At 45.5% G+C, this 18,115-nt stretch carries 15 protein-coding genes; 5 read left to right on the top strand and 10 right to left on the bottom strand.

Going from position 1 to position 18,115, the window contains the following annotated elements; genetic code table 11:
• Both Q1A18_RS14480 and Q1A18_RS14475 read left to right on the top strand, forming a co-directional pair.
• Positions 1-333, top strand: a 333-nt coding sequence (locus Q1A18_RS14480) for a hypothetical protein (RefSeq protein ID WP_299581930.1), incomplete at its 5' end; no start/stop codon positions are given.
• A gap of 670 nt (positions 334-1,003) precedes the next feature.
• Positions 1,004-1,429, top strand: a complete 426-nt coding sequence (locus Q1A18_RS14475; RefSeq protein ID WP_299581927.1) for a C-GCAxxG-C-C family protein — start codon at positions 1,004-1,006, stop codon at positions 1,427-1,429.
• Between the two features lie 95 nt (positions 1,430-1,524).
• Here the strand turns inward: Q1A18_RS14475 and Q1A18_RS14470 are convergent, their stop codons facing one another.
• The 5 genes from Q1A18_RS14470 to Q1A18_RS14450 all read right to left on the bottom strand — a co-directional run bounded on the left by Q1A18_RS14470 (position 1,525) and on the right by Q1A18_RS14450 (position 8,998).
• Positions 1,525-4,959 (bottom strand): efflux RND transporter permease subunit, encoded by a 3,435-nt coding sequence (locus Q1A18_RS14470; protein ID WP_299581924.1) that lies wholly within the window; start codon positions 4,957-4,959, stop codon positions 1,525-1,527.
• A 33-nt stretch (positions 4,960-4,992) separates the two neighbouring features.
• Positions 4,993-6,141 carry an efflux RND transporter periplasmic adaptor subunit gene (locus Q1A18_RS14465; protein WP_299581921.1) on the bottom strand — a complete coding sequence of 383 codons (1,149 nt, stop codon included), beginning with the start codon at positions 6,139-6,141 and terminating at the stop codon, positions 4,993-4,995.
• 12 nt (positions 6,142-6,153) lie between these two features.
• Positions 6,154-7,500, bottom strand: coding sequence for a TolC family protein (locus tag Q1A18_RS14460; protein ID WP_299581919.1), 1,347 nt, complete (start codon positions 7,498-7,500; stop codon positions 6,154-6,156).
• On the bottom strand, positions 7,490-8,113 hold the full coding sequence (locus tag Q1A18_RS14455; RefSeq protein WP_299581916.1) for a TetR/AcrR family transcriptional regulator: 624 nt from the start codon (positions 8,111-8,113) through the stop codon (positions 7,490-7,492). Before Q1A18_RS14455 ends, Q1A18_RS14460 begins: the two co-directional genes overlap by 11 nt.
• Positions 8,114-8,326: 213 nt before the next feature.
• Complete coding sequence (locus tag Q1A18_RS14450; RefSeq protein WP_299581913.1) at positions 8,327-8,998, bottom strand: 2-C-methyl-D-erythritol 4-phosphate cytidylyltransferase; 672 nt, start codon at positions 8,996-8,998, stop codon at positions 8,327-8,329.
• A gap of 121 nt (positions 8,999-9,119) precedes the next feature.
• Here Q1A18_RS14450 and Q1A18_RS14445 point away from each other — a divergent pair, with 121 nt between their 5' ends.
• A complete protein-coding gene (locus Q1A18_RS14445) occupies positions 9,120-9,779 on the top strand; it encodes a DUF2461 domain-containing protein (protein ID WP_299581910.1) in 660 nt (219 codons plus the stop codon).
• A gap of 193 nt (positions 9,780-9,972) precedes the next feature.
• On the opposite strand, the gene Q1A18_RS14440 is transcribed toward Q1A18_RS14445, so the two are convergent.
• The gene (locus Q1A18_RS14440) at positions 9,973-11,628 is read right to left on the bottom strand and encodes an AMP-binding protein (protein WP_299581907.1); all 1,656 of its coding nucleotides are present in this window, start codon (positions 11,626-11,628) and stop codon (positions 9,973-9,975) included.
• Between the two features lie 545 nt (positions 11,629-12,173).
• On the opposite strand from Q1A18_RS14440, the gene Q1A18_RS14435 reads away from it, so the two are divergent.
• On the top strand, positions 12,174-12,917 hold the full coding sequence (locus Q1A18_RS14435; protein WP_299581904.1) for a DUF5020 family protein: 744 nt from the start codon (positions 12,174-12,176) through the stop codon (positions 12,915-12,917).
• An 18-nt stretch (positions 12,918-12,935) separates the two neighbouring features.
• Positions 12,936-14,225, top strand: a complete 1,290-nt coding sequence (locus tag Q1A18_RS14430; RefSeq protein WP_299581901.1) for an NCS2 family permease — start codon at positions 12,936-12,938, stop codon at positions 14,223-14,225.
• 272 nt (positions 14,226-14,497) lie between these two features.
• Here the strand turns inward: Q1A18_RS14430 and atpG are convergent, their stop codons facing one another.
• From atpG to Q1A18_RS14410, 4 genes are read right to left on the bottom strand one after another with little or no spacing between them, the layout of a single operon-like run.
• On the bottom strand, positions 14,498-15,379 hold the full coding sequence (gene atpG / locus Q1A18_RS14425) for an ATP synthase F1 subunit gamma (RefSeq protein ID WP_299581898.1): 882 nt from the start codon (positions 15,377-15,379) through the stop codon (positions 14,498-14,500).
• A gap of 52 nt (positions 15,380-15,431) precedes the next feature.
• Positions 15,432-17,009 (bottom strand): F0F1 ATP synthase subunit alpha, encoded by a 1,578-nt coding sequence (gene atpA, locus Q1A18_RS14420; protein WP_299581895.1) that lies wholly within the window; start codon positions 17,007-17,009, stop codon positions 15,432-15,434.
• An 11-nt stretch (positions 17,010-17,020) separates the two neighbouring features.
• Positions 17,021-17,572, bottom strand: a complete 552-nt coding sequence (gene atpH, locus Q1A18_RS14415) for an ATP synthase F1 subunit delta (RefSeq protein WP_299581890.1) — start codon at positions 17,570-17,572, stop codon at positions 17,021-17,023.
• 6 nt (positions 17,573-17,578) lie between these two features.
• Positions 17,579-18,073 carry a F0F1 ATP synthase subunit B gene (locus Q1A18_RS14410; protein WP_299581887.1) on the bottom strand — a complete coding sequence of 165 codons (495 nt, stop codon included), beginning with the start codon at positions 18,071-18,073 and terminating at the stop codon, positions 17,579-17,581.
• Between the last annotated feature and the right edge of the window lie 42 nt (positions 18,074-18,115).

Genomic DNA, 18,115 nt, shown 5'->3' with positions numbered 1-18,115 from the left:
CCCCCCCCCACCTCAAACATGACTCGAGTTACCTCTGAGGTGACTGCAGTCGGTTCTGACCTGACTCGACTTACCTTCGGGGTGACTGCAGTTAGTTCTGATCTGACTCAAGTCATCCAAAAGGTGACTGCAGTCGGTAAAAAGATGCGAAGAGTTACCTCCAAGCTGACTGAAGTCAGTTCCCGCATGACTCGAGTTACCTCCAAACAAACTACAGTCGGCAAAAACAGGCAACAAGTCACCAAAATGGGAACTGAAGTCGGGTTAAGGAAAAGTGAGCAGATGAGACAGGCAGTAGGCAGCAAGGTGATCTCCCATGCTCTTTACCGCTAGTGAACTTAGGTACTCCGGAACTTTTATAAACCCAATTCCCCAACTTCACCGCCAGGTGAAAAGGACGGCCTACGAGGGTTTTGAAACCGGAAACAAGGGAAGGAATCCACACGGGCCCTGCTAAGAAAACCTTGTTTGACGACCAACGGGAGGAGTTGGTTTTCGGGGAGTGACCGACCCGTAGTTTTCGTTCAAAAGCATCGTCCGCCTTGATCTTTTCGTTCTTTTGGATCAAACCAAAAGGACAAGTTTTCTTAATGCTGACAACAGTCATCTTAACCGCAAAGAACGCAGAGAAAGCGCGAAGGGAGGGACACACGAGATCACGAAGTCACGAACGTACGAAGTCACGAACGTACGAACTCAGGAACGAAAAAAGCACCTTCCTTTTGCTGTGGGCAAAAGCCGATTGTCTGGCTCAGGCCAATTTCCACGCCTGACAAGGAGGAGAAAAGAAGGCACGAAGACACGAACGTATGAACTCACGCACAATCTGAATAGCAGACTATCTGAATATCCGAACATCAATTTTTATGACCATCATAGACAAACTGATAACTGCCAACTGAAAACCGACAACTGTCAACTGCCAACTGAAAACGCTTTACCGCCAACGAACACCCTCCGGTTTTCGCAATTCTGCGTATCTTTAACAGCAAATCCACACGTCATGAAAAAATCAACCCTTGCTCTACAGAAGTTTCCCTCCTACAACTGTTCTCAATCCGTATTTTCCAGTTTTGCCGACGAGCTGGGGCTGGACGAAACCACCGCCCTCAAGCTGGCCAGCGGTTTTGGCGGCGGCATGGCTTGTGCCGAAACCTGTGGTGCTGTCACCGGATCGTACCTGGTTATTGGCATGAAGCACGGGCACAGCAGCACCGATCTGCTGGAAAAACATCGCACCAAAGAGTTGATTCTGAAATTCAATGCCCGCTTTAAAGCCCGTCACGGCTCACTGATTTGCAAAGAACTGATTGGCTGTGACATCTCCACACCCGAAGGACAAGTAAAAGCCAAGGAGAAAGATGCCTTCAAAGAGTTTTGTCCGCATTTTGTAGCCACCGCCTGCGACATTCTGGAAGAAGATTTTTAGCAGCAGCCATGCTTGTTCTGACAAAAGCTTTTCCGTGTTGCAAAAAAAGAGCCTCACACAATTGTGAAGCTCTTCCATGGATTTTTTAAATGAACTTATTCTGAAACCTTTTTCGGTTGATTTTCTTCCGGCAGCACGCCCAGCATCTTTTTAATGCGGAAGTTGATCCGGATGGTCAGCATGTACATCACCGGTGCAATCAGCAAGGTGAGGAAGGTTGCAAAGCTTAAGCCAAAGATCACCGTCCACGACATGGGTCCCCAAAAGGCCGTACTTTCACCACCCAACGAGAAGTCGGGTTCAAAATGCGTATACAGCGTCAGGAAATCGAAGTTTAACCCGATGGCCAGCGGGACAAGCCCCAACACCGTCGTAATGGCTGTTAAAAGCACGGGGCGCAATCGGGTTTTACCAGCCGTCACCAGGCAGTCAACCTCATCTTTCACCGAAAGGAAAACCCCTTCACTATAGCCCAGCTCTTCCCGTTTTTTCTGCCGCATCAGATCAATGTAGTCAATCAATACAATGCCGTTGTTCACCACAATACCTGCCAGCGAAATAATTCCAATACCGGTCATGATAATCACAAATTCCATTTTGAAAACGGCCAGACCAAGGAACACCCCGATGGTACTGAATAAAACCGTAATCATAATAATCATGGGCCGGATGAAGGAATTAAACTGGGTGACCATAATCAGCCCAATAAGAGCGACAGCCACCAGCAAGGCAAAAATCAAGAACTCACTGCTTTCGTCCTGCTCCTGCTGCTCGCCGGTAAAGGCATAATTATAGCCCGAAGGCATTTCATACTCGGCCAGCACCTGTCGGATCCGGTCGTTCACTTCGTTGGAATTGTAGCCTTCCGTCACATTCGAACTGATGGTGAGCACCCGTTTATGATCGATGCGGTTCACCTTGTCGTAGGTTGATGAGTACTCAAAATCGGCCACGGCCGAGATCGGGATTTTGTTCCCCTCCACCATCAACTTCTGATTCATCAAGGTAGACACATCGTTCCGGTACTCTTCTTTCAGTCGAATAAAAATATCGTATTCATCTTCTCCGTCTTTAAAGTCACCCACATCGTAACCATAGAGCGAGTTACGCAAAGTCATGGCCACTTCCTGAGTCGAAAGCTCGTAACGACGGGCTTTATCCCGGTCCACCTTAATCAACATTTCCGGCTGATGCACATTGATATCCAGCTTCAGCTCATCAATCCCCGGAATGTTATCTTCGTTAATCATGGACATGAAATCGTCGGTGATCTTGATTAAGGTTTCAAAGTCATCACCCGACACTTCAATATTAACATCAGCCCCAACGGGCGGCCCGTTCTCTTCCTTCTCCACAAAAATTTTAGCCCCCACAAAACCAGACAGATTGGCCGACAGCTCCTGCATGATTTTGGAGGTGTTGATGCCATCGCGCAGCTTATATTCCTCAAACGAAATAGAAGTCAGCGATTTATTGGGGCTTTGATCGTTTTCAAACATCCCGCCTTTGCCGTTCCCCACCGAGGTGGTCACCGACTTCACAATTTTCATGTACGGCTCAATGGTTTCATTAATAATCGTCTCCACCCGCCGCGATACTTCATCGGTCCGATCAATGGAGGTTCCGAGCGGCAATTCCATCGTTACATAAATGGTTTGCGGATCGGTATCGGGGAAGAAGACCACATTGGGCTGCCGGATATCGTAAAATTTAATGGACGCAATAAGCAACAGGAAGGTCCCGATGAAGTAGTACAAGGGCTTTCTACCGCTCAATGCAAACCGTAACTGCCCTTCGTAAAAATTCTCCAGCCACACCAAAAAACGGGTTTGAAACCAACGCGCCACCGGCCGAAACACAAGCAGGTTGAGCACCATCAGCAAGGCCACTGTCAGTAAAATATTTCCAAGCAAATAGATTTTAGAAACGTAGAAAACAACCGAGACTGCAGCCAGAATAGCTGCTTTCTTTGAGGTCTTTTTCCAGTCCATCTTCACCCGGATATCATCAATCTTCATAAACCGGGCAATGAACGGAGGATTAAGCACCAGCGCCACAAACAAGGACGAGGCCAGCACCACAATCAAGGTGCGGGGCAAAATGCTCATAAACTCGCCGACAATGCCTTCCCAAAACATCAGCGGGAAAAAGGCAGCCAGCGTGGTGAGTGTGGAAGTGATAATGGGGTAAGCGATTTCGCTCACGCCCTTTTTAGTGGCTTTCAGGGTTGAATAGCCCAGGCCGTGCAAGCGATACACATTTTCAACCACCACAATGGCATTGTCCACCAACATCCCCAAGGCTAAGATCAGACCGTACAGTACCATCGAGTTCAGGGTGACTCCCGACTGGTCGAGAATGATAAAAGACAAAAACATGGACATGGGAATGGCCAGACCTGAAAACAACGCATTGCGGAACCCCAGGAAGAGGAACAACACAAAAATCACCAGAATCATTCCCATGATGATGCTGTTCTCCAGGGTGGCAATTTCATTTTCAATGTAGGTCGACATGTCATCGGTCACAATAATCTCCAGGTTACGGGGCAGGTAGCCATTATCGACCTGGTCTTTCAGTATCTGGTTGATTTTTGAAGTGGCTTCCAAAATGTTGGCCCCGCTTTTCTTAACCACGGCCAGCGTAACCACCGGCTTGTTGTCCAGCCGCGAGATGGTTGACTTCTCTTTATAGCCATCCACCACCTCGGCCACATCGCGCACATACACCTCTTTCCCTTCATTCAGTTTGATGATGGTATTCCGAATCTGATCCATGTTGGTGTAATCGGCATCGGTACGCACCACCCGGCGGGTTTTATCGGCTGTAAATTCGCCGGCTCCAATCGTGACATTCTCCATCTGCAGAGCCAGTGCAATATCGTTGTAGCTCACGCCACGGGTTTCCATTTTGTAGGGATCTACATTCACCTGAATTTCCCGGTCATCAATCCCCCGGATGGTTGCTTCCGAAATTTCGGACAGACTTTCAAACTCATCCTGAAGAAGCTCGGCATACTCTTTCAGCTCCCGCATGCTGAAATCGCCCGAAATATTGACGTTCAGAATCGGGAACTCCGCAAAGTCCAAATCCATCACCAGGGGGTCATCTTCCAAGTCGCCGGGCAAATCTGAACGTGCTTTGTCCACATTGTCCTTGGTGTCCTGCAAGGCCTGTTTAATCTCAACATTGGTGTTAAATTCCACCACAATGGTACTCACATCCTGGTAGGAAGCCGAAGACACTTTGGTGACCCCGTCCATCCCTTTCAGCTCCTGCTCAATGGGACGGGTGATGAGGTTTTCGATATCTACCGGCGAATTTCCCGGGTAAACGGTTTGCACAAAGATGTAAGGAATCACAATCTCGGGAAACGATTCGCGTGGCATCTGGTTGTAGGAAAACAGTCCAAAAACAACCAGCATGAAGGTCAGAATATAAACCGTTGTTTTATTTTTCAAGGCCAGGTAAACCGGACCAAATTTCCGGTGTATCTGTTCCGTATTTTCCCCTTTTTTAACTTTATCCATGTTTGTGTTTTTTGCAACGATACATTCTGATCATTAATTGGCATGTAAAACAGTTCCGTCCACCACCTGGCTAAAGCCTTCGGCAATGACATGCTCGCCCGCATTCAGACCTCCAAGGACTTCGGACATGTTGTTGTCCGACATTCCCGGCTCGATGTAAACCTTTCGGGCCACCAGCTGGTCCTCTTCATTGCGGGCAACAAAGGTGTAGTTGCCCTTAAAGTCTTCCTTAATCAACAGCGATGGAATAACGATGGCCTCTTCAGCCACATAATCGCGCAGGGTAACAACGGCATCCAGGTTGGGCTTGATCAGGTTATCCTTGTTCTGAAGATCAATCCGGACCCGGAAAGTCCGGTTGTTCGGATCGATGTAATTTCCGATCATCTGCACCTTGGTCTTCCGGCTTTGACCAATGGCCGGGAAATAAACCTGTACGTCATCGCCTTCACTTATTTTGGTGAGGTAGGACTCGGCCACATCGGCATACACTTTTATTTTCTGAATGTTGACCAGCTTGGCAAAAGGCACCTGTGGACTGGCTATCTGCCCTTGCTTTTGGTAAATCACATCAATCACTCCATCAACCGGCGCGGTAATGGTCGACATGCTTTTCTGTGCTTTTAAGCCCTGCAGCTGTTTCTCCAGCGCGTCTTTGGCTGATTTGGCCTGCAGGAACTGCAACTCTGAACCAATATTCTGATCCCACAAATTCTTTTGCCGCTCGAAAGTTGTCCGGGCCAGCTCCAGGTTAATCTCCACCTCATCAATGGTGCGCTCAATCGGCTCCGAGTTCAGTGTGGCCAAAACGGTTCCTTTCGACACGCGATCTCCTTCCTGAACCTGGATTTCCAGAATCTGTCCGGAACCTTCGGGGCTGACATTCACCTCCTGATCGGCTTCCACACTTCCGGAAACCTCGATGAAATGCTCAAACATCTGCGGCTGAAGCTCGGAAAGCACCACTTGTATTTTCTCTACTTCCAGGCTGTCCTTCAATTCTTTTTCAAGTTCGGCTATCTTGAGTTCCAGCTCATGCATTTGCTGCTTGTATTCAACCAGCTGCGCCTGCTTGGCTTGGGTATCCTCTGCATTTCCGGCTGAACAGGAAGCCAAAACAATCACGGCCAAAAGAGCAGCAAGCTGGGGTATCAATTTTATGTTTCTAACTAGTCGGTTCATCGTGTTTTGTGTTTAAAGTTTTCCAATCGCTTTGTCTAAGGTTATTTTTGAATTCAACAGCTGAATGACCGAGGCCACCCAAGCCGCCTGGGCCTGAATATACTGGGTCTCCGTTTGCGAAAGCTCCACGCTGCTGCTTATTCCGTTGTTGTATTTGACCGTTGTTTTGTCGTAAATCCTGCGAGCCAGTTGCTTGTTGTCCACATCATTTTTAAACTGATCCACCGCACTTTCCACATCGGCCACGGCAGTCAGGTAATCCTTCTGTAAGGTTTGTTCGGCCAGTTTCTGTTCATTTTCGGCTTGCTGGTAAGCAAACTGAGCCTGCTTCACCTTGGCCATTTGCTGACCTGCCGTAAAAATCGGCACTGAAATGTTCAGGCCTACCATGGAGGATTTAAACCACGGAACACTGCTTTTAAACAAGTTGGCACTGTTTCCGTAGGCTGTTTTCGACCAGTTATAAAAGCCACTGATGTTGGGCAAATAAGCGGACTTCGCCAGCTTCAGTTCTTTCATGCTCAGCTGACGCTGGGTATCCAGCATCCGAAAATCGATGTGCGAAGCATAGTCAAAACCACCAACTGCTTCCTGCTGTTCCAGCAAGGGATTGATGAAGCCATCCAAGGAGTCCGTCAGTTCAATGCGCGACTCCACGTCAACGCCCATGGTGTATTTCAGCACCATGCGTGCCACGCGGATTTCACGCTCTGCCTTCAGTATTTCATTCTCTGCTTTCTGAACCAGCAAACGCATTTGATCCACGTCCTGCTCTTCCGAAAAACCATTCTCATACAAAGCGCGGGTATCACTGAGCAGCTTTTGCGAATTGACGAGGTTTTCGTTCATCACCAGCAGGTTTTCTTCGGCAGCCAGCACCATAAAATAGGACTGAGCCACAGCATGCTTTATTTCGATTTCAGTCTTTTCCTTGGTTTGAGTAGCCATCTGCAAATACACTTTAGCCGAGCCGACCCCAACAATGTAAGAGCCATCAAAAATGAGCTGGTTGACGGTAAATCCAAAGTCGGAGTTATAGTCTTGTCCAAATTTCACCGGGATATAGGTTCCGGCTTCTTCGCCAAAAAACTCACCCGGAATAAGCGAAACCGGCAGATTCAGAAACTTGGTGTAGTTGGCTTCACCGGTGATTTGAGGCAAACCGATGGCAATGGTTTCCCACACCTTTTTCCGGGCCGCCAACACATCCAGGCTACTGTTTTGAATGACAAAAGAGTTCGTAAGCGCATAGTCCTGTGCTTCCGTCAGGCTAAACTTAAGTTCATCCTGCGCCCTCAAGGTGCCTGTCCATAAAAGCAGCAAAAGCAGGGATACAAGCTGTTTTGTCTTAGTTTTCATTCTGAGCATTGTTTAATTGTTGTTTATAGTATTTCAAGCCTTTTTCGGTACAAATACCATGAAAATGATAATCAATCACCTGGTCAAACAGACGAATGTCCCGCACCTCTTCTTCCGAGAAGATTTCATGATCGGGATTAAACACCAGCAGGAAACGCCCAACGGAAATACGCGCTACAAAATCATTATCCACCTCTTCGCGAAATAAGCCTTCAGCTTTTCCCTGCTCCATAATGGAAAGGTTGTCCTGGTAGATTCGTTTTCGCTTGTATTCCGTTATCTTCTTGTACTCCTTGGGATAGCCCTTCCGCAGGTCGTATTCCATATTGTTGTGAACCAGATCGAGCATATTGTTGATGTGTTCTCGAATCCAGAAAACCCGGTCAATCGCATTCAACCCTTTGTTTTCCTCACAATGAAAAGCTTCATCTTTCATTAAAAAGTTGGTCACCACCTCACCCACTAAATCTGCCTTATCTTTAAAATACAGGTAAACGGTCTTTTTAGACATCCCCAACTCCGCCGCCACATCATCCATTGTTATGCTTCGGATTCCATGGCGCATGTACAATTGGGCAACCTGTTTCAAGATGTATTCTTTTTTGTTTTCCATGCCTTAACAAATATAAGCTTCTGACAATGAAGGAAACTAAAATAACAAATTTAGTTTCCATGGTTTACACAGAAATAACATCAGCCTATAAAGATTGTTTTCATGCCGGGAACAAAACTATTTCATTGCAGCAAGTTTACCGGACTGCAATCGGCGAATGCCGATATAAATCGAGGAATGGGGTGTAAATGCCTGTTGAAGGAACCAGGTCGATCAGGGCAATTTATTCAGCAGGGTTTCGGCCAGCAAAAGATCAACCGGCGTGGTAATTTTAATGTTCTCAGGATTCCCATCCACCAAATGAATGGAAATGCCAGCAGCTTCACACACCGAGGCATCGTCAGTGAAAAAAGCCTGCTCTGGTTGTTGGTAAGCTAATTGAATAATTGAAGTTTGAAAGGTTTGTGGAGTCTGCACCAAGCGAAACTGGCTGCGATCGACATGCCGGCTTGAGTCTTCAGTCACTTGTCGCAGCGACTCAACAACCGGGGCAACCGGCAAGGCATTGCCTTTTTCCACTGCCAACTGAAAACAGTTAGACAAGGTTTGATGCGAAACCAAAGGGCGAACTCCGTCATGAATAAAAACAATGCCTTCTTCGTTGATCGCATCCAAGCCGTTTTTGACGGATTGAAAACGCGTTTGTCCACCCTTCACCAATTGAACATCGGGAGTAAACGCATACTCCCGGCACAAGGCATGCCATCGTTCAAATTGATTTTCGGGCAACACAAGTGTAAGCTCGATTCCAGGATCAAAATCCAGGAAACGCTGAATGGTCCAAAACAGGATGGGCTTACCCGCTAGTAAAATAAACTGTTTGGGAACCTCTGCTCCCATTCTTGCGCCAACACCTCCGGCAACGATTAAGGCAAACTTTTTCATACATCAGAATGTTAAAAGCAAAAGTAGCATTCAATTTGCAATTCCCCTTGTTTTGGTCAAACAACATGAATACCTTCAAGCCTGAAATTGAAAAGAACAGCCTTATTTAACTGATTCGCCCATGAAAACACTTTTGAATTTTCTGACAGATTTGCGCAAGAACAACAATCGAGATTGGTTTAATGACAACCGGAAACGTTATGAAGAAGGCAAGGAACAGATGCTCTTTTTTACAGAACTTCTGATTCAGGAAATTCACAAGTTCGATGAGTCGGTACCATTGATTGATCCCAAGGATTGCCTATTTCGCATTTTCAGGGATGTCCGCTTTTCGCATGACAAATCACCCTACAAAACCCACATGGGAAGCTTTATTGCCCCGGGAGGACGAAAAAGCAGGATGGCCGGTTATTACATTCATGTTGAACCCGGAAACTCGTTTCTGGGTGGTGGCATCTGGCGGCCGGAAGCTGCTGAGCTCAAAGCCATCCGAAGCGAAATCTATCACCACCCGGAAGGCTTCAAAGAGGTTATTCACGATGCGGACTTCAAAAACTATTATCCTTCCATTGAAGGAGAAAAGCTAAAAACAGCCCCAAAGGGTTTCCCTAAAGATTTTGAGGACATTGATTTGCTTCGGTACAAATCATATACATTCGGACTTTCGCTGGATGACCAAACGGTGTTGAGTGATGATTTTGTGGGGATAGCTGTTGATGCTTTTCGCGAACTTTCCAAGGCTAACCGCTACCTGAATTATGCCCTTGGAAGGTGGAAGTAAGTTTTTAAAAATGTTCGTTCATGAGTCCGGAAGGCCAGTTTTGGCCAAAAAACGTGCAGTTCATACAATTTTTCAGAAAAGGGGGTTACCAAATGGCTTCCCACTGAATAAACCTATACAATGGTTTCTTCCCAATCAACCCATTTTATTTTTGTAGAAAGAAAAAGCCGGATGATCATCCGGCTTTCTTTTTTTATTCGGTATATAAATAACGTTTAATGTTTCGCTTGGGTGTTTTCTCAAATTCCTCGCTAACCAAATCAATTTGGGCGAGCTGGCTGTATTTAGGCAATTCGCGGTTGGCCAATCGTCTGTTCTCCTCCATCAGCTTTCGTTTACCATCCTCGTCCAGGCCATCAGCAGCAATCACTTCCGGATCGGCATAAACAAGCGCTACCAGTTTGCCTTCGCGCCCAACAACAACCGATTCCTGAATACCATGCAGGTTGGCCAGCTTGGCTTCAATTTCCTCTGGGTAAATATTCTGACCGGAAGATCCGAGCAACATGTTTTTGCTGCGCCCTTTGATGTATACAAAATCCTGCGGATCAATCAGCCCCAGATCACCTGTCCGGAGCCATCCATCGTCGGTAAAGGCTTGCTGGGTAGCCTCTTCATTTTTATAGTAGCCTTGCATCACATTGGGTCCTTTCACCTGAATTTCGCCAACAACCCGATACGGGTCTGTAGAGTCAATGCGAACTTTCATTCGATCAACCACCTTACCGGCTGACGAAGTTTGGGTGCTGTCCCAGGCATCATATGAAATTAAAGGACCACACTCAGTCATGCCATAGCCAATGGTAAACGGAAAACCGATGGACTTGAAAAACTGCTCCACCTCTTTGCTTAAGGGAGCCCCTCCGATGACAATTTCATAGAAACGTCCTCCAAAAGTTTCCACCAGCTTTTCTTTAATTTTCGTCTTCAGGATGCTTGAAACCAGCGGCACCTTCAACAGAAATTTCATCACCGGTTTTTCCAGGGTAGGCAGAATCTTTTTCTTGTAAATTTTCTCAATAACCAGCGGAACTGACAGAATGAGATGGGGACGGATTTCGCCAAAAGCTTTTGTAATAATTTGCGGAGTGGGTGTTTTACTCAAAAAGGTAATGTGGCAACCTAATGTTGCCGGAAATAAAAACTCGAACAGCAGGCCAAATACATGCGCCATGGGTAGGAACGACACAATCTGCTCTCCTGTTTTCAGCGGCATATGTTCGCGTGCATAAATAATGTTCGAGAGTAAACTCCGGGCAGGAATCATCACCCCCTTGGTAAAGCCGGATGTTCCACTGGTGTATGACAACACACACAGCTCCTCATCGGCTAACTCTTCGAGCACAAAATCACCCGGACCAATCAGTTCCCGGGTTTTAGCCTTCAAGTGGTTTTCCCAGGCCTGTGCGGTTCCATTGCCCGGATTAAGCAGCAAACTAAAATTCATCAGACTAACCACCGCTTGCACCTGCTTGAGTTGCTCCACGTCCAGTTTTTCAAACAAAACATCACCGGCAAACAACAGTTTTGACTCGGAATGATTCAGGATATGGTGAACATCAGCTGGATTAAAATCGGGCAACACCGGAACAGCAACGGCTCCATAACTAATAATTGCCAAAAACGAAGTCGCCCAATTGGCTGTATTTCGTCCAAACAAAGCAATCTTGTCCCCTTTTTGAATACCAATTTCCTGCAAGAAAAGATGGATTTGATGGATTTGTTGCGCCACTTCGCCGTAACGGTAGCTTGAACCACCATAATCTGTAAACAATGGTAATTCCCAATTCTGCAACATAGATTCTCTGTAGAGCTTGATTAAACCCTGAGGAGGTAATGTCTGGTTCATAAAAGCAATTTAACTGTTATTTGTTTAAGGCAAACTTGTCTTGCACACAAGCGCCGTTAATCTCATTTTCAGCTTCAAAAGAATTGCATGCGCAACCTTTAGGCTGGTTGGCTAATTTAAGTATTTTTCCCGAAGTTCCTCTTTTTGAAGACAAATGCCGATTGATCAGCCCTTCCTCAGCCTTTCCCGCCCCAGACTGAGTTGCCAGTTCTCCCGTCAGAGTAACATAAGAAATGGCACGAATCCCTAATTAAGGTAGAAGGGCGGCTACAGGTGAAAAATTTGGTCAGAATGAAAGGAGTCTTCTGCATAAAAAGCAGCATTGAAACGTACGATGACCTATTCCATACAAAAATTCAAAGAAAGGACTCTAAATGCCTTTCAATTTTACGGTTAAATATCCTCCGCTCACTCAATCAACAAGCAAAGCTATATGTGACTCATTTTCTATTAATTAGAAATAAAAATATCCTATCAGGATACGAGACCATCATCTGGACTGATTACAAATAAGTTTCAGATACTACTATTTAACTGCGGCAGTGGTGATTTTTATTATTTTAGCACTTTATTTTTTTTTCGAAAACTTAAAAATTAAAACCAAAATGAAGAAACTTTTACTGGCTCTTTTTGTGAGCATTCTGACTATGGGTGCTTTTGCTCAAAACATCCAAACACACTACGATTTTGGCAAAGACCGCAAATTAGTCACTACAACTGTTGAGATGTTCCGTCCTGACAAGTATGGTTCTACTTTCTTCTTTGTAGACATGGACTACAGTTCAGACTCTCGTAATGTTGATAATGGTATTTCACTGGCATACTGGGAAATTGCCCGTGCATTCAAATGGAATGAGACTCAGAAATTTATGCCTCGTGTGGAGTTCAACGGCGGAGTTTTTAAGCTTGATGGCGACGCTCCATTTGTGCCTATCGAGAATTGCTGGTTGGCCGGTGTTGAACGCACTTTTGCTTCGGCTGATTTCTCTAAAATTTTGACTTTACAAGCTAATTACAAGTACATTAAAGATAAAGAAGACGCTGCTTTCCAATTGACAGCTGTTTGGACAGTTCAAATGTTGGAAAACAAATTGACCTTCACTGGTTTTGCTGACTTCTGGAAAGAAGAAATGTTCTGGGGTTCAGACTACCGATTCTTAGCCGAGCCACAACTTTGGTATAACTTCTGCAAGAATTTTGCCATCGGTACGGAAATTGAAATGAGCAATAACTTTGGCAAAGACGGATTCATGGTTAATCCTACCGTTGCTGCGAAATGGACTTTCTAATCCTAAACGACCCCAAAAATGAATCGTTTTTTCAAACTCGCAGAAAATAAAACAACCGTAAAAACTGAGGTTTTAGCGGGAATTACCACCTTCATGACCATGGCCTATATTCTGGCGGTTAACCCCAGTATTTTGAGTGCCACCGGCATGGATAAAAACGCCCTGTTTACAGCCACTGCCCTTTCAGCCTTGATTGGAACCTTGGTTATGGCCCTTGTTGCCCGTTTGCCTTTTGCGTTGGCTCCGGGTATGGGACTGAATGCCTTTTTTGCTTTCACGGTTGTTCTTGGAATGGGCTACAGCTGGCAATTTGCCTTAACGGCTGTTTTCCTGGAAGGACTTATCTTCCTGGTGCTTACTGCATTCAACATTCGAGAGCTGATTGTCAATGCTATTCCGCTTTCCATGAAGCATGCCGTATCGGCAGGTATCGGACTATTCATTGCCTTTATTGGTTTGCAAGGTGCCGGTGTTATCGTGAATAACGACGCTGTATTAGTTGGCTTAGGAAACATGGGTTCTCCAAGTGTATTAATCGCCTTGTTTGGCGTGCTGTTGATTGGTGTGTTGCTGGCCCTGAAAGTGAAAGGTGCCTTATTGATTGGAATCTTTGCAGCCACAATTGCAGGAATTCCATTTGGTGTTACCCACTTACCTGAAGGACATTTGGTATCCTTACCTCCTTCTGTAAGTCCAATCTTCTTCAAATTTGATTTCCACCAGATCTTTACAATCGACATGCTGATCGTGCTTTTCACCTTCCTGTTTGTCGACATGTTTGATACAGTAGGAACTTTGGTTGGCGTGTCATCAAAAGCAGATATGCTGACTCCTGACGGAAAAGTACCACGCGCGAAACAAGCTCTTTTTGCTGACGCCATCGGTACCACATTCGGATCAATGCTTGGAACCAGTACCGTTACAACTTATGTTGAAAGTGCATCGGGTGTTGCCGAAGGTGGGCGTACCGGATTAACTTCACTGACAGTTGCCGGTTTATTCCTGATTTCATTGTTCTTCGCTCCATTGTTTATCATGATTCCTGGTGCAGCAACCGCTCCGGCTTTAATTGTTGTCGGTTTGTTCATGCTTTCACCAATCCTGAAAATTGACATGGAGGATTACACCGAATCAATTCCGGCCTTTTTCACCATCATTATGATGCCTTTAGCCTACAGCATTGCTGAGGGTATCGTATTTGGTATGTTGGCCTTTGTGATTCTGAAACTGCTGACAGGAAAACACAAAGATGTTTCTGTTGTCATGTATGTACTGGCAGTTTTGTTTGTGATCAAATTCATTATCTAGCGAATTTCATCCACCCCATATTTAAAAGCTCCGAAGAAGACTTCGGAGCTTTTTTTTTATCCAGGAATCCGGATCCTCCTAGCGTTAGAACAACTTCGAACACAACTTGAATTTACCTAAGAATAAAACCGGCAGCCAATTCCTGCAGGTACTTCTCTCCTGGCTTTCGATACACGATTCGGGATAAAACAGTAAACTCAGCCCAGAGAACAACAAAAAAGCCTGTCAGTTTCTGACAGGCTTTTTAAGACTTTTTAAAGGCATATTTGTGCTTATCCATTCAAGGCCTCGGCACCATTGGTTACCTCCAGAATTTCGTTGGTAATAGCAGCCTGACGGGCTTTATTGAAGGTTAAGGTTAAATCTTTAATCAGGTCGGTGGCATTATCAGTGGCCTTGTGCATAGCTGTCATTCGTGCCCCCTGTTCGGCGGCATTCGAATCAAGCAATGCCCGGTAAAACTGAATTTTCAGTGATCGCGGAATCAACTCCTGAACAATTTCCTGTTTGCTCGGCTCATAAATGAAATCGAAGCTAGCGGTGTCATCTTCATCTTCCTGCGAGATTTCAACCGGCAGAAACTGTTCGGCCGTACAAATTTGCACAGCCGCATTTTTAAATTCGTTGTAAACCAGTTCAACCCGGTCAAACCGGTGCTCGGCGAAATCATTCATCAAGCGTGAAGCCAGTTCTGATGTTTGTTCAAAAGTGAGCGTCTCCAGCAAATCATTGGCCTGCGCAGCAACTGGCATTCGCTTTAACTTCAGGAACTTTTCACCTTGTTTCCCGATAATTAAAAATTCAAGGTTACCAGCCATAAGCTGGTCCCGGTACCTGGTGGTGGCCACCTCGTAAGCCATTTTAGCAATGGATGAATTAAAAGCGCCACACAAGCCACGGTTTGAGCTAATCAGGACCAGCAAAACCTTTTCGGGCTTCCGTTGCTGCGTATATACCGAGTCTTCGCTGTTTTCCAGACTGGAACTCAACGAGCTTAATATTTCGTGCAATTTATCGGCATACGGTCTGATTTGAAGAATGGCATCCTGCGCTTTTTTCAACTTCGCTGCCGATACCATTTTCATCGCGCTGGTTACTTGCCGCGTCGTTTTTACCGATGAAATTCGTGTTCGTATTTCTTTTAAACTGGCCATTTTTCAAAAAATCATTAAATGACAGGCTGCTGGGCAGCCGGCTGTCATTCCATTATTTAAATCGTTCTGCTACACTTCCTGCTACCTTTTCCAGTACCCCGGAAACTTCGTCATTCAGAACGCCTTTTCGCAACTCATCCAAAATAGGGCGATGTTCTGTTTCCATGACATCAATAAAGTCCTTTTCAAAGGCCTTTACTTTTTCAACCGGAACTGAACGTAGCAACTCATTGGCTCCGCAGTATATAATTGCAATCTGGTGTTCAATCTTAATCGGAGCGTACTGTCCCTGCTTCAGAATTTCAACGTTCTTACGCCCTTTGTCAAGAACCCGCATGGTCGCAGCATCCAAGTCGGAACCAAACTTCGAGAAGGCTTCCAGTTCACGGAACTGGGCCTGGTCCAGTTTCAAAGTACCGGCAATCTTTTTCATGGCTTTCACCTGAGCATTTCCACCTACACGCGACACAGAGATACCTACGTTAATCGCAGGGCGCACCCCTGAGTTAAACAAGTTTGACTCAAGGAAAATCTGACCATCAGTAATGGAAATTACGTTGGTCGGAATATAGGCCGACACGTCACTGGCCTGCGTTTCAATAATGGGAAGTGCGGTCAAAGAGCCCCCGCCTTTAACTTTGCCTTTCAGACATTCGGGCAAGTCGTTCATTTTAGCGGCAATCTCATCCGAGTCGATAATTTTTGCAGCCCGTTCCAACAAGCGTGAGTGCAAGTAGAAAACGTCTCCCGGATAGGCCTCACGACCCGGCGGACGACGAAGCAACAAAGACACCTCACGGTAGGATACAGCTTGCTTCGACAAGTCATCGTAAATAATCAAGGCATCGCGGCCTGTATCACGGAAATATTCTCCAATAGAAGCACCGGCATAGGGGGCATAATATTGAAGTGCTGCAGGATCAGCTGCTGTTGCTGAAACAATAACAGTATAATCCATGGCTCCGTACTTTTCCAGCGTGGAAGCAATGTTGGCAACGGTTGAACCTTTTTGCCCAATAGCTACATAGATACAATAAACCGGCTTACCGGCTTCGAAATTTTCCCGCTGGTTAATAATGGTGTCAATAGCTACAGCTGTTTTACCAGTCTGACGGTCACCAATAATAAGTTCGCGCTGTCCGCGTCCTACGGGAATCATCGCGTCAATCGCTTTAATTCCTGTTTGCAAAGGTTGGTTTACCGGCTGACGAAAAATTACCCCGGGAGCTTTACGTTCCAAAGGCAATTCAAATTTTTCACCACTGACTGCCCCTTTACCATCAATAGGTTCTCCAAGGGTGTTGACAACACGTCCCAGCAGTCCTTCACCTACTTCGATAGACGCAATTCGTTTGAGTCGTTTAACCGTATCGCCCTCTTTAACGTTTTCAGAAGGTCCGAGTAGTACAGCGCCAACGTTGTCTTCTTCCAGGTTTAAAACAATCCCTTTAATACCACCCTCAAATTCGAGCATCTCATTTGCTTCAACATTTGAAAGTCCATAAATACGGGCAATGCCGTCTCCAACCGTGAGTACTGTTCCAACTTCCTCCAATTCGGCTTCCGATTTAAAGCCTTCCAGTTGCTGTTTCAGTATTGCGGATACTTCAGCGGGTTTTATATCAGCCATTGTTATCTTTTTTACTTGTTGATTTCAGTTTGTAAAAGTGTTTCTTTGACCTTGCGTAATTGGCTCGCCAGACTGGCATCGATTTGACGGTCATCAATCCGTAAAACAAATCCTCCAATCAGGTCACTGTCTACCCGTTGGCTCAATTCAACACGGGTATTGAATTCGCTTTCGAGTTTTTTATTGATGTGGGTAATGAGATCTTCTTGCAGTGGGACGGCCGTGGTAATAACAGCCGATTTGACTCCCTGATCCTGACGATACAGGGTCAGCAAGTGACGACACATGTCACCGATATAAGTTTCACGCTTATTTTCGGCAACAAGGGTCAGGAAATTAATTGTCAGTTCGTTTACCTTCCCTTCAAAAATTGACTTCAGCAGCGTAATTTTTTGGGATGTTTTAATAACCGGACTTTCTAAAAGCAAGACAAAGTCAGCGCTTTCTTTCGTCAGTTGCTCAACCAGACTGGCATCAGCTTTGATTTCCTCCAGCATATTTTTCTCCTTAGCCAGGCTAAAGAACGCTTTGGCATAACGAACTGTAACTTTACTTTGATCCATAAACCTCTATTGTAATTTAAGATCCTTCAGGAGGTCTTCCACCATACTTTCCTGAGCTTGTTTATCTTTCAATTCCTTTTGAATGACCTTTTCGGCAATCAATACAGACAAATCAGCCACCTGATTTCTAATTTCAGAAATGGCTGCCTGCTTCTCGTTTTCGATTTGTTGACGAGCGGCAGTAACAATCTTTTGTCCTTCGTTGGATGCTTGTGCTTTCGCCTCAATAAGCAACTTATCTTTTAAATCGCGGGCCTCCTTCAGAATAACTTCTCTTTCTTTACGAGCCTCGGCAATAATTTTTTCATGGTCGGCTTTTAAGTCTTCCACTTCTTCACGAGCCTTATCGGCGGATGCCAGTGCATCGGCAATCGATGTTTCCCGTTCTTTTAAGGCGTTCAAAATGGGTTTCCATGCAAATTTCTTCATGATAATCAGCAGGATCCCAAAGATGATAGTCATCCAAAACAGGGTTCCATAATCCGGAGTGACAAATCCCATAATTCTAGTTTTAAGTTAATGTCGCCCAGCCTCCCGGCAACC

Source organism: uncultured Sunxiuqinia sp. (assembly GCF_947495665.1).
Classification (GTDB): Bacteria; Bacteroidota; Bacteroidia; order Bacteroidales; family Prolixibacteraceae; genus Sunxiuqinia; species Sunxiuqinia rutila.
Note: the sequence above shows the minus strand (reverse complement) of the source record. Positions and strands in the feature narration are given on the sequence as shown.

What these genes read in the sequence shown, in the direction of transcription:
- Q1A18_RS14475 (WP_299581927.1), top strand. Translation starts at nt 1,004, where the DNA reads ATGAAAAAATCAACCCTTGCTCTACAGAAGTTTCCCTCCTACAACTGT.
- Q1A18_RS14470 (WP_299581924.1), bottom strand. Translation starts at nt 4,959, where the DNA reads ATGGATAAAGTTAAAAAAGGGGAAAATACGGAACAGATACACCGGAAA.
- Q1A18_RS14465 (WP_299581921.1), bottom strand. Translation starts at nt 6,141, where the DNA reads ATGAACCGACTAGTTAGAAACATAAAATTGATACCCCAGCTTGCTGCT.
- Q1A18_RS14460 (WP_299581919.1), bottom strand. Translation starts at nt 7,500, where the DNA reads ATGAAAACTAAGACAAAACAGCTTGTATCCCTGCTTTTGCTGCTTTTA.
- Q1A18_RS14455 (WP_299581916.1), bottom strand. Translation starts at nt 8,113, where the DNA reads ATGGAAAACAAAAAAGAATACATCTTGAAACAGGTTGCCCAATTGTAC.
- Q1A18_RS14450 (WP_299581913.1), bottom strand. Translation starts at nt 8,998, where the DNA reads ATGAAAAAGTTTGCCTTAATCGTTGCCGGAGGTGTTGGCGCAAGAATG.
- Q1A18_RS14445 (WP_299581910.1), top strand. Translation starts at nt 9,120, where the DNA reads ATGAAAACACTTTTGAATTTTCTGACAGATTTGCGCAAGAACAACAAT.
- Q1A18_RS14440 (WP_299581907.1), bottom strand. Translation starts at nt 11,628, where the DNA reads ATGAACCAGACATTACCTCCTCAGGGTTTAATCAAGCTCTACAGAGAA.
- Q1A18_RS14430 (WP_299581901.1), top strand. Translation starts at nt 12,936, where the DNA reads ATGAATCGTTTTTTCAAACTCGCAGAAAATAAAACAACCGTAAAAACT.
- atpG (WP_299581898.1), bottom strand. Translation starts at nt 15,379, where the DNA reads ATGGCCAGTTTAAAAGAAATACGAACACGAATTTCATCGGTAAAAACG.
- atpA (WP_299581895.1), bottom strand. Translation starts at nt 17,009, where the DNA reads ATGGCTGATATAAAACCCGCTGAAGTATCCGCAATACTGAAACAGCAA.
- atpH (WP_299581890.1), bottom strand. Translation starts at nt 17,572, where the DNA reads ATGGATCAAAGTAAAGTTACAGTTCGTTATGCCAAAGCGTTCTTTAGC.
- Q1A18_RS14410 (WP_299581887.1), bottom strand. Translation starts at nt 18,073, where the DNA reads ATGGGATTTGTCACTCCGGATTATGGAACCCTGTTTTGGATGACTATC.